This window comes from Collimonas rhizosphaerae (genome assembly GCF_038896935.1).
In the GTDB taxonomy this organism is placed as follows: Bacteria; Pseudomonadota; Gammaproteobacteria; order Burkholderiales; family Burkholderiaceae_D; genus Collimonas; species Collimonas rhizosphaerae.
Genome location: NZ_JBANDC010000007.1, coordinates 168,955 through 180,243, shown reverse-complemented (window position 1 = coordinate 180,243; position 11,289 = coordinate 168,955). Strand labels below are relative to the sequence as shown.

The following is an 11,289-nucleotide window of genomic DNA, read 5'->3' as shown; positions in this document are numbered from 1 at the left end:
ATCCAATGAAGCCGATCATCGCAGCCATGCTGCTCAGCTATCCATCCTTCGCCGCGCTTGCGGCCGATCAGGTGACTCCGCCCGGCGCCGGTTCGATACTGCAGCAGATCCAGCCGCTCAAGCCGGCGCTTCCCTCGTCGACGGGAACCGGCCTGACCATCGAACGGGAGGGCGGCGCCCAGCAGCCGGCGGGTGCGGCATTCAGCGTCACCAGCATCCAGCTGTCCGGCAATACCGTGTTCGATACGGCAACCCTGCATGCGCTGGTGGCCGACGCCGAGGGCAAGAACCTCACCCTGGCCCAGCTCGGCGAAGTGGTTGCGCGCATCACCGACTACTACCATAACCACGGCTATCCGCTGGCGCGCGCCATCATCCCGGCCCAGACCATCCAAGGCGGCGTGGTCAAGGTGATGATCATCGAGGCCCGTTACGGCCAGGTCAAGCTTGATAACCGCAGCCGGGTGAGCGACGCCTTGCTGCAGCAAACCTTGTCGCCTTTGCAAGCCGGGCAAGTGGTTACACAGGCGGGGCTTGACCGCACGCTGCTGCTGGCCTCGGACATTCCGGGCGTCGCCGTCAGTGCGCTCCTGAAGCCGGGCGAAGCAGTCGGCACTTCCGACCTGCAGGTGCAAGCCGATCCGACGGCGCAGGTCGCCGGCAATGTGACGCTGGACAATTTCGGCAACCGCTATACCGGCAGGGCTCGCCTCGGCGCCGCCGTGAATGTCTTCAATCCGCTGCACCATGGCGATATCCTCAGCATCGGCGCGCTGACCAGCGGCAGAGACATGAATTACGGCAGCATTGCCTATGAAACCCTGCTCAACGGCCTGGGCACGCGCATGGGCGGTTCCTATTCGGCGTTGCATTACATCCTCGGCGATACCCTGGGCGCGCTGGACGCGCGCGGCACCGCGCAGGTAGCGGGCATCTGGGTCAAACATCCCTTCGTGCGCGCGCGCGATGCCAATCTGTACGGCCAGATCCAGTACGACCACAAGCAACTGAACGACCGTATCGGCGTCAGCAACATCAAGACTGACCGCCATCTGGATAACTGGAGCGCGAGCCTGAACGGCGATTGGCGCAACGGTGTGCTGGCCGGCGGCATCGGCACCTGGAATATCGGCATCACCGCGGGGCGTGTCGGCTTCGATGACCGGGCGGCGCAACTGTCTGATTCCGTCACCGCCAAGACGCAGGGCAGCTACACGAAATGGAACGGCAATCTCGCGCAGCTGCAAAACCTGACGCAGAACGATTCCCTGTATTTCGCATTGGCCGGCCAATGGACAAACGGCAACCTGGATCCTGCGGAAAAGATGGTCGCTGGCGGTCCCTATACGGTACGCGCCTATGACATCGGCGCACTGTCGGGCGATACCGGGGTTTTCGGTTCGATCGAACTGCGGCACGAGCTCGGTCAGTTCGCGAGCGGGCGCTGGCAAGTGCTGGCCTTCGTCGACAGCGAACACGTGACGGTCAACAAGAATCCCTGGCTGCCGGGCGACAATGGCGCAACATTGAGCGGAGCCGGCGTCGGCATGAACTGGAGCGGACCGGACCAGTGGCATGCCAAGCTCTATATCGCCGCGCCGTTCGGCTCGACGCCGCAGCTGATTGGCGACAATAAGTCCGTGCGCGCCTGGGCCGAAATCGGCAAGGCGTTTTAGGGAACCTTCAATCCAGGGCCTTACATCTTCTGCGGGTAATAAAGCTGGTAGAACCAGGAGCAGGCGGTTTCGATCTGCGCCTGTATGCGCGGCGGAATATCGTGCCGTTTCGGCTTGCTGACCTGGCGCGCCTGCTTGTGGCTGTATTTCATGTGATAGTGGCTGTCGCTTTCCTGCAGCCCTATCACCAGATGATCAGGATCGATTTCGAACGGCGACAGTCCCAGCCAGGAATACAGGTGCGCCATGCAGGCCGAGGGCCGCTCCATCAAGTCTTCGAAACGGATGAAATACAGGCGTTCCTGCACATGCTTGGGAAGGTCGGCAACCGCATGCAGGGAGATCAGCGGCGCACCGATGGCCTTGTCTTTGGCGAACAGCATGTCAGCCCGCCCGAAGCGATCGAAGTCGGCCAGGTGGTCGATGAAGTCGACCAGGATCGTACGCTGGTGCTGCGCTTCGATCGAACCGTAGATTTGTCCGAGTTCGCGCAGGCACACGATCAGCTTGGCGTTCGGTTCGATATGCAGCAGCAGCTCTATCGCATGCAGCCATGCGCGGTTCTTGTCCACTACCGCCTTCTTGCCGCAATCGTGGTGCCAGCCCCGCAAGAATCCCTGCATCGCCGACGTCAGGTGGGCATAGCTTTGCTCGAATTGGGTATCGAGCTGCGACAGGAAAAAAGTGTCTTCGCTGATCATGCGGCGGATCCCCAGCAAGGTGTTGCACAGGGGAGAGCTATGTCCTTCGCAATGAATCTCGGGGTGTTGGGCCAACAGTTGGCACAGCAGCGTGGAACCCGCCCTGGGTAAACCCGTTACGCCGACGAATGCTGGAATCATCTCATGGCCTTTGTTCTCATATTGAATGGCTGCCCGGCACGTTTGCGGCACTGCTGAGTGCAGGAAAACCGTTCGTCAAATATTACCGCATCCTGCGCCTGTGTGGCGTAGCTGACGCTTGAATCACGGACATGAACCGTTCCGGCCGCTGCGTTTTGAGGCATCATGTATGCTGCCGCCTGGCCGTCGCGGGGCGCCGTATCCTGTGGAGTGTTGAATGGAAAAAAATTTGACCGCAGTACCGCATGCCTTGAATGCATCGCAGCGCGCGGCGCATTACGGCCACCGTGGCGCTGTCATGTGGCTGACCGGATTGCCTGCGTCAGGCAAGTCTTCGCTTGCCATGGCCCTGGAGCATGCGCTGACGACGCTGGGATATTCCTGCTACGTGCTGGATGGCGACAATATACGCAAAGGCCTGAATGCAAATCTCGGTTTCAGTCCAGCGGACAGAAGCGAGAATATCCGTCGCGTAGGCGAGGTCGCCGCCTTGTTTGCCGACGCCGGCCTGATCTGCATCACGGCCTTCATTTCTCCTTACCGGGCCGACCGTGCGCGAGCCAGGCAATCCTGCGGAGAGGCGTTTCACGAAATCCATCTCGCTGCCGACCTGGCGACCTGTGAATCGCGCGACCCCAAGGGCTTGTACAAGAAGGCGCGTTCGGGTGAATTGCGTGAGTTTACCGGCATCAGCGCGCCATATGAAATACCGGAGCATCCGCAGCTCGCCATCGATACCGGCCATGAAAGTATCGCAGCAAGCGTGAAGAAGCTGGTGGCATATGTGGAGCGCAATTTTCCGCTCGACGCACATTAGATCGTTCGGCCTGGAAATACCGCTTAACTGAACTGGCTCTGCAACAGATACGCCCGGGCAGCAAGCGCGGCCCGGGCGTTTTTTTTGCCTATGCGCCGGCAGCGGCCAGGAACGGCAGTCCGCCCATCTGCCGTACACGGCGACCATCACAAGCGATCCGACTGGAGTGCGGGCCGCGATGGCGGCGGCATCGAAGAAGATCAAACCTTGCCAAACATTGACATGAAATATGGCGGACAAAATCCGCATCGATGGCATCGTCGCGTTTTTTTTGAAATGAAAAAAATTTGCACAGTTCGGACGCGACAGCATGCATGGATGTGCCGCATAAGGTTACAGATCATTTTAGAGCCATCCTGAACTGCAATTTTTTCATTGCCGGATGCCTGCGCGCGCCGCCTCCGGCGCGTCGTTTACGAATGAAAAACCGTTTCCGATGAATCGTGTTCACGACCTTCAAATAAGGTCATGCCGGCTTCGCATCAATGAAATGCAGGTGCCAATTTTTGGTTCTACTAAACAAAACGGCATTGGCGCTAAACAAAAATATTGCTGCAACTAAACAACGAATTACTGCTCTGTCGTACCGATTGAAGTGATTTTTTTCTTGACGTTCTCATTAGTGTCAATGTTCTATAGTTACCCTACTTCAACATTATTTGACAATAAAAGACATGTATTAACATTCACTTTGAGTGGCACATGTCTTGCATAACATCAGGGAGGCGAGCGCTTGCGCGGCGTATCGTCAGCACCTTCTAAGCGCACCATGGCAAGGTTCGTTGTATATCTTCACCTGTGTAAAGACCGCAGTTAGTAGAACGTTTTATTAATCGGATCAAGCAATTCGGACGGATCGCAATACGTTATGAAAAGCTGGCACAAAAATATCTGTCATCTCTTTACCTTGTTTGCACCGCTATCCGGACCGCTTATTTGTTAACAAGGCAAAGGCGAAATGCGAATAGGAGAAATAGCAAATCGAGCAAAAGTAAGCGCACGTATCTTGCGTTACTACGAGTCGCAAGGACTGATCCTGTCACAGCGTCTGGCTAACGGTTACCGCGATTATCCACTGCAGACTGTGGAAATCGTCAGGCAGATCAAGGACCTGATTGAATGTGGTTTCAGCACGCGGCAGATTGGCACTTTCCTGCAGTCTTCCGGAAGCGAAAATTTTGATCCAAAACAAGGCGCCGCGGACCTGGCGCCACACATAGAGAAACTTCACGAACTGGATGGTCTGATCGACGTGTTGACCGAACGCCGGCGCCGGCTCTCCGAGCGCATTGCCTTGTTCGGTTCCCGCGCCGTTGCGTCGGTGAAGTAAAACAAAAAAATCATTCGAATGATTCAGGCACGCCATCGTCGTTGACGATGGTGCGGGATAGGCTGCGACAGTGTTTCGCGAGGAATTAGAAAACACGGTAGCTGGATAGACTAAAAATTGAACACGCTCAGTTTTAGCAACAGGGAATTGTCCCACCACCACCAGCCTCAGGAGATCCAAAATGGCATTGTTTTCAAACTCACCATCCCGTCGTATTAAAACCGCATTGCGCCAAGGCGGCCAAGGCATGTCGGAATACATCATCATCGTAGCGCTGATTGCGGTTGTCAGTATCGGCGTGTTTGCGGCTTTTGGCGGCGTTATTCGACATCAGGTTGCGGGCATGGCACAAGAAATGTCGGGCAACGATGGTTCGACAGAGATCACGGCAGCCAAAACTGCGGCAGATTTGGCTAAGACCAAAGCAGCTACCCAACGCACCATGAAAGATTACGGCAGCGACAACCGCTGATCGACCGCCGCTCCGGCCCGCATCGCTGCAGGCCGGAGCAAATCCTCGAATCTCAATCAACACGCTCCGTTTAGCGGGGCTTGCCGCGGCCGGGTGTTTCAGCTGCGCATAAAAAATACTTTCAAATACTTTCATCAGAAAAGTAATGAATTGGTTCGGCCGGAGGCCGTCAGTCAATCATCAATAATTGATTTCTGATAGGGAGCGCATAGTGAAACGGGCATCGGAAAAGAGCAGGGTCAACAGGAGCGCGGCTCTTGGCGGCTGGCGCCAGCGCGGCGCGGTGCTGCCTATCGCCATCTTCTTTTTTGCGGTGCTGTGCGTGGGCCTGTTTGCCGTCTACAACATGGCGCAGGTGACCAGCGAGAAGCGGCAGCTGGTGAACGCCGCCGACGCCATCGCTTTCAGCACCGCTAACGTTGCTGCCGAAGGCTTGAACTACACCGCATATACCAACCGCGCCATGATTTCCAATTACCAGGCGGTGGGACAGATGACGGCGATGTGGTCGAGCGTCGGCATGTCGGACCAGTACTGGAAAAACAACAGCAAGGTATTGAAGGGCATCGCCGCCCTGACCAAATTCATTCCCTATATCGGCTCCGCCCTGTCGGGCGTCACCAACGCCATCTCCAAGTTCGGCGACTTCTGGGAAAAGATAGTGAACGGCGTGCGCCTCACCAGCCAAGTGCTGGCCAATGCCGGCACCGCCACCGTATCCTTGTCGAACTACGCGATCTTCGCCTCGCAGCAGGTGCACCTGGCGACCACGGTGTCCTCCATGATCAGCATGCAGAACGACCTGCTGGCAGCCAATGCGCCGCAAGCCGAATACATCCCGCAAACCATCGTCTACCAGATCGGCAAGAGCATGGTCGATTTCGGCAGCATGATCAAGCTGCACCAGCCGCCGCGCAAATTCCTCGGCCTGACCAAGATGCAGGAGGCCGGGGAAAAGGACAAGGACAAGATTGAATTCAACCTTGTGCATCATATGATGATGAAGGAAATGTTCAACTTCACCAGCGGCAGCGGCGGCCGCCGCCTGTTTCCGAATGCCGTCGGCCTGTGGGCGGTCGACGGCTGCAATCTTTCTGCTATCAACGGCATGCTGACCGGCCTGGAAACCAACGGACTGGAACAGATCGTGCCGGCGCTGAAAGGCAACGTCGCTGCCGATGTCATCGGCCCTGTGATCGAAGCCTTCATGAATACGGTGGGCGTCATCGTCAGCCCCATCATGTGCCTGTATGAACGCACCGGCGGCACGCGCATGATGCAGATGCAGGACGGCACCTACGGCTGGAGCAACTTCGATGTGATCGACATCAATCCGCACCTGTTCAATATCCACATTCCGCTGGCCGGCGCCGTGACCATGTCCAAAGTCGGCCGCCAGGGCGTGGATGCAAACCAGGAAATTCCCGAGGACATGAAAAAATTCTCTGATGTGGTGAAGGCCGACGACGCTGCCAAAAAAGCCTATTGGGGCGAAGCGACCGGCCTCGACGATTGCATGTATTTCACATTGCCCAGCGGTGAAATCTATGCGCCGCGCCTGGGCGGCAAGAGCGGCGCATGCGCTTCGCTGGCCGCCGGTTCGGCAAAAAAATACTACAACCGCGGCGTCATGAATATTGCCAGGGCGGCCGGCAACAGCGCCATGAAAGGCCAATCCGCCAACGCCAACGCCACCAGCACGCTCAACAACGCCATCGTGGCGCCGCTGGAGCCGGCGCTGGAAGCCGCTGGCAACGGCCTTAACTCAAGCAATTCGTCGGGAAGCGTGATCAACATGCCTAACGGCAGCACCAGCACCGTGCTTGGCGGTTCTCCCGCGGGCATGCCGGCTTCGGGCTCATCGCTGAATGCACCCAGCCCGGGCAGCGGCGATCCGGAAGTGCAGCTGGCAACCGCACTGGCGCAGCAGGCGGCGAATTTCCAGAATCTCTCGAACCTGGGCGGCAATGTGGCGACTTCCGTGTCGAACATGCTGGGACAAGGCTTTTCAATGGCCCAGGAAGCTGCCGGCGATCCGCTCAACAATGTCAACGGTTTCCTGAAGTTCCTTCTGAATGCGCTGGGCCTGGGCGATCTGATCGATGTCATCAACATGCGTACATCGCGCGGCACCGAAACCTTGTTCCAGCGCCCCGGCCTGGGCGGCGTGGTCGCAGCCGACATGGGCTTGCCGGCGGAACGGTTCGGCTTCTGGGAAATGCGCGACGCCAATATCGGCAACTACAAAATCGGCGACCGCGGGGCCAGCAACCTGTTTGTCGCTTCCAAGGAAATACAGGACAACGCCTTGAAGGACCTGGGGCCGTCGTTTGTAGTGGGGCTGCAGGAATCGGTAGGCGCAATGAAGTCGCCGTTGAGAGAGGAAGGCAAATTCAACCTGGGCCGCGCGCCGATCAAGGATTACGACACCGAAATCAAGCAGGACTACCTGCAGGCAATGGGCAAGGCGCGGGTGTATTACCGGGCGCCGGTTGAACGCTGGACCAGCCGCATGCAAGTGATATCGCACGCCAATTTGATGCTGCCTTACTGGAATGCGCGGCTGGAAGGCTTGAATTATCCGGAAAAATTATTGTTCTTCACAATAAATTGAACAGCGACCCCATGCCTATCTCATCCAGAATTTTCACATTGCCGCGCAAGGCCGGACCCGGCCAGCGAGGGCAGGCCTTGTTCGAGTCGATCCTGGCCTGCAGCGTGCTCATGCTGTTCCTGTTCGGTTTGCAGTGGGTCTGGCGTTTCGGCGAACTGAAGCAGCTCAATACCGAAGCGGCGCGCTTCGCGGTGTGGGAGCGCACCGCCTACAAGGCGAACGGCGATGCCGATTACAAATCGCTGTACAGCGGCGACGCCGCCCTTGCTCCCAATGTGTTCCGCAACGTCTACCTGACGCCGCGCGGCGCGCGCCAGAGCCAGGCCGACGGCAGCACCGCGCTGCTGCAGGACCATGCCGACTGGATGAGCACCGCGGCGCGCTTCTTTACCGACAAATTCGAGAACGCAACCTTTGGCTCCATCGCCAACGGCGCCTTGAGCGTTTCCACCAATTCCAGCAAGTCGCCGGGCGGGCCGATGGGATTCGACCCGACCGGCAATACCCTGACCAACCTGACGTTGGACCGCGAACCCTACGAACGGGTCCAGGTCAGCGGCACGATCGGCCTCAGCGATTTCATCAAGAATTACATGGAAAAAACCTTCGGCATCGCCAAAGGGGAAACCGGCACACCTGCCGGCGGTCTCAATCCGCGCAGCCTGGGCAGCCTGACCATGGTCACCAATTCCTGGTCGGCGCCGGTGCCGGTGGCGAACCACCGCATCGCCGAGCAGCTCAGCCCGTTTTACGACGGCGCCGCCAGCTCCGGCAGCACCGGCAATCCGGTCGGCAAGATACTCAACAGTAATTACTTCAACCTGCCGGGACTGATCGGCGGTGCTTCCGGTTTCGGCGGCAATTTCCGGGTCGACCTGGCCGGCATCAACCCGGCCCAGGTCTCGACCCTGGTCTCGCAGGGCATGGGCCTGGATTTCAACAGCCTGAAAAATCCCAGCGGCATCATCAAGGCATACAAATCTACCGACGACTACAAGGAAAATCTCAGCCTCGCGGGCAGCATGGCCGAAGCAGACTATATGGCGGTGAACTGCACGGCCGATCCCGGACGCGCCATCCGGCTGACCCAATACACCCAGGATGAGCTGTGCCCGGCCGGCATCATGCGCGCGCGCACCATCTCCATGTTCGACAATCCAGCCTGGCGCTTTTCTCCGGCGCCGTAGTAGACAAGGTAAAAGGGGATTTATTTGAAAGTGTTGATGGCGGTTTGCTGGTGCCTGTTGCTGTGCACCGGCGCATATGCAGCGGATAAATGGAAGTCGGTGGAAGGTTTGATGCTGGACGGCGTGCCGGATAATTGGCAACAGACCCGCCTGGCCGATGAAATCGAGGTGAATGGTTTACCGATGCTGATCTATGAAATCGAGGGGCCGCAGCCGCTGCGGGAAGCCGCGGTGATATTGGCGGCGAGCTGGGCCAAGGCTAAATGGAAAGTCACCACCAAGGCGGCCGGCCATGAAGTGCAGATCGTTGGCGTCAAGGATGGCTGGCTGAAACAGGCCAACCTGAGCAGCAACAACCGCAAGCAGACCCAAGGCTACCTCAGCATGTCGGACCTGCCTGCGCGCATGGAGCAGGACATCGACACCAAGGCGCCGGTGCTTGCCAAGCATCTGCGCAAGCCCCCGGGCACGGTGATCTTGAACGAAGTACGCACGGTGGACATGGTGGGCGAATCGATCCTGACCACCATGACCAACAATTTCGACATGGAACAGAACATTGCGTTTTACCAGGAAGACCGCGCTGCGGAAGCGTGGAAACTGAGCTTCAAGAAAACCGCCGAAGACAACGGCGGCACGGTGATGCGCTATGTCTCGCCCAAGCAGCAGGAAGCGACCTACACCTTTACCAGGGGTGCCGGCCAGACCTTTGTCGTGGTCAACTGGATTACACGATGAAGAGGCGGCCGATGCAGCAGGGAACAGCAATGAAGCGCCGCCAGCAAGGGCAGGCCGCGGTTGAATATTCGATCCTGCTGGTGTGCGTGGCGCTGGTGCTGTTCGTGTCGGTGGACGGGGTGTCCTTGCTCAGCCTGCTGCTGGACGCCATACGTCATCTGAATTTCAGTTACATCAACGGCTTAGGTGTCAGCGCCACGCCAATTTAGCAAACAAGCCGAGAGCGTAATATATGTTGATCAAAGTCGGAAGAAATCTGAAACTGGGGCGTGGCGCCAGCCTGGCCGAATTCGTCGTCGCGATCCCGGTGGTGCTGATATTTGCCTTGCTGTGCCTGCAAATGGTCTTGATGTACCGGGCCAAGCTGGCGCACAACTTTGCGGTGCAGGAAGCGGCGCGCATCGGCGCCATGAGCAACGGCCGGGTGGTGCCGCGTTTCGTCACCGATCCGCTGACGGCGCAGCTGGGCAACCTTGGTTATGCGGCGGTCGGCAAGATCGTGCACAGCAAGGACTCGTCCGGGCGCGATGTAACCTCGACTGTCACTACCCCGGGCAATGAGCTGGCCGGCTCCGGCCAGGCCGAAGCCGCCAGCAACGGCGTGCCGGTCAACAATGCGGCCGGCTCGTCCAGCGGCGATCCCGACGAAGCGGCAAACCGCGCCGGTCCTATCTCCGGCTTCCTCGGCAAGGCCAAGCAGAAAATCGGACCGGCGGTATGGGCCTTCGTCAAGGGCCTGATGCGCTATGGCGACAGCTCGGTGCTGCAGGGGTACATCAACGGCATCACGCCGATGTACATGGGTAACGACACCGGCAAGGGAGCAGTAGTCGAAGCCCAGGTCGAAGCCTACAAAGACGCGATGTTCAATTCCTGCATCCTGTACCACAATCCGACCCAGGCCGCCTTCCTGGAATCCGGCGTGATTGAATTGCAGGGGCTCGATTACGGCATCCTCAAGCTGCCGGCCGACTACATGCGTTTCCGCACGCCGCTAGGCACGGTCGCTCCCGACGGCGGAGAAGATCTGTCCGACAGCAAGCTGAAAGGCGACATCACCAACAAGAGCATCCAGGAAAATACCGTGCTGTCGATCGAGATCTGGTGGAGCTATCCGCTCAAGGTGCCTATCGCCAACAGCATCATCATCGGCCTCACGCGCCTGTTCGGCGACAGCAGCCAGAGCTCCGGCATTGCTGCGTCATTCCAGGCCAAGGCGCTGGAACGCGGCCGCTATCCGTTTTCCTCATCGGCCAGCTACCGGGCGCAAAACGCCTTGCACTGGCATCCCTTCTACCCGTTGGGAACCAAATCGCCGCCTATCGGCGGCAGCGGCGGCTACCAGGCCTTCGACGTGGTCAGGCTGATCTGGAACAGCATCCTGAGCCGGCTGGAAGGAAAGTTCGATCCGGCCGAGCCGCAGATCGGCTTTTGCCTGGGCGCGATGGACATGGGCGACTGGGCCGCCGGCGAAAAGAACGATGTGAAGGAACACTGGTGGGGCGAGGATTATGACAAAGCTACCCACTAGGCTGTTGCGCATTTTCCGCCAGAGCCGCAATACCTCCGATTTTCCAATACCAGCAGCGACTCCCGCCAGTTCGCAACGACGA

General features: G+C 58.5%; 10 protein-coding genes. 9 read left to right on the top strand and 1 reads right to left on the bottom strand.

The genetic code is table 11. The features are described 5' to 3' along the window. Positions 1-5 precede the first annotated feature (5 nt). The gene (locus V8G57_RS12185) at positions 6-1,676 is read left to right on the top strand and encodes a ShlB/FhaC/HecB family hemolysin secretion/activation protein (RefSeq protein WP_342829616.1); all 1,671 of its coding nucleotides are present in this window, start codon (positions 6-8) and stop codon (positions 1,674-1,676) included. A 20-nt stretch (positions 1,677-1,696) separates the two neighbouring features. Here V8G57_RS12185 and V8G57_RS12180 read toward each other — a convergent pair whose 3' ends face one another. Next, entirely contained in the window at positions 1,697-2,518 is an 822-nt protein-coding gene (locus tag V8G57_RS12180; RefSeq protein WP_342829614.1) for a sulfotransferase family protein, read from the bottom strand. Positions 2,519-2,735: 217 nt separating this feature from the next. Between V8G57_RS12180 and cysC the strand changes: the two genes are divergently transcribed. From cysC to V8G57_RS12135, 8 genes are all read left to right on the top strand, one after another. Further along, positions 2,736-3,335, top strand: coding sequence for an adenylyl-sulfate kinase (gene cysC, locus V8G57_RS12175; protein ID WP_342829613.1), 600 nt, complete (start codon positions 2,736-2,738; stop codon positions 3,333-3,335). 958 nt (positions 3,336-4,293) lie between these two features. Continuing rightward, positions 4,294-4,665, top strand: coding sequence for a MerR family transcriptional regulator (locus V8G57_RS12165; protein WP_092398658.1), 372 nt, complete (start codon positions 4,294-4,296; stop codon positions 4,663-4,665). 181 nt (positions 4,666-4,846) lie between these two features. Further along, positions 4,847-5,137 (top strand): Flp family type IVb pilin, encoded by a 291-nt coding sequence (locus V8G57_RS12160; RefSeq protein ID WP_092398656.1) that lies wholly within the window; start codon positions 4,847-4,849, stop codon positions 5,135-5,137. Between the two features lie 211 nt (positions 5,138-5,348). Next, on the top strand, positions 5,349-7,751 hold the full coding sequence (locus V8G57_RS12155; RefSeq protein ID WP_342829612.1) for a pilus assembly protein TadG-related protein: 2,403 nt from the start codon (positions 5,349-5,351) through the stop codon (positions 7,749-7,751). Between the two features lie 11 nt (positions 7,752-7,762). Further along, positions 7,763-8,938 carry a hypothetical protein gene (locus V8G57_RS12150; protein WP_139220075.1) on the top strand — a complete coding sequence of 392 codons (1,176 nt, stop codon included), beginning with the start codon at positions 7,763-7,765 and terminating at the stop codon, positions 8,936-8,938. A gap of 24 nt (positions 8,939-8,962) precedes the next feature. Further along, entirely contained in the window at positions 8,963-9,676 is a 714-nt protein-coding gene (locus tag V8G57_RS12145) for a hypothetical protein (RefSeq protein ID WP_144737505.1), read from the top strand. A 29-nt stretch (positions 9,677-9,705) separates the two neighbouring features. Beyond that, positions 9,706-9,885 (top strand): hypothetical protein, encoded by a 180-nt coding sequence (locus tag V8G57_RS12140; protein ID WP_092398648.1) that lies wholly within the window; start codon positions 9,706-9,708, stop codon positions 9,883-9,885. Between the two features lie 23 nt (positions 9,886-9,908). Beyond that, positions 9,909-11,207 carry a TadE/TadG family type IV pilus assembly protein gene (locus V8G57_RS12135; protein ID WP_092398646.1) on the top strand — a complete coding sequence of 433 codons (1,299 nt, stop codon included), beginning with the start codon at positions 9,909-9,911 and terminating at the stop codon, positions 11,205-11,207. The last annotated feature ends 82 nt before the right edge of the window (positions 11,208-11,289 follow it).

Bases quoted from the DNA above. Each gene is read 5' to 3' on its own strand.
- V8G57_RS12135 (WP_092398646.1), top strand. From the start codon at position 9,909: ATGTTGATCAAAGTCGGAAGAAATCTGAAACTGGGGCGTGGCGCCAGC.
- V8G57_RS12160 (WP_092398656.1), top strand. From the start codon at position 4,847: ATGGCATTGTTTTCAAACTCACCATCCCGTCGTATTAAAACCGCATTG.
- V8G57_RS12150 (WP_139220075.1), top strand. From the start codon at position 7,763: ATGCCTATCTCATCCAGAATTTTCACATTGCCGCGCAAGGCCGGACCC.
- cysC (WP_342829613.1), top strand. From the start codon at position 2,736: ATGGAAAAAAATTTGACCGCAGTACCGCATGCCTTGAATGCATCGCAG.
- V8G57_RS12185 (WP_342829616.1), top strand. From the start codon at position 6: ATGAAGCCGATCATCGCAGCCATGCTGCTCAGCTATCCATCCTTCGCC.
- V8G57_RS12180 (WP_342829614.1), bottom strand. From the start codon at position 2,518: ATGATTCCAGCATTCGTCGGCGTAACGGGTTTACCCAGGGCGGGTTCC.
- V8G57_RS12165 (WP_092398658.1), top strand. From the start codon at position 4,294: ATGCGAATAGGAGAAATAGCAAATCGAGCAAAAGTAAGCGCACGTATC.
- V8G57_RS12140 (WP_092398648.1), top strand. From the start codon at position 9,706: ATGAAGCGCCGCCAGCAAGGGCAGGCCGCGGTTGAATATTCGATCCTG.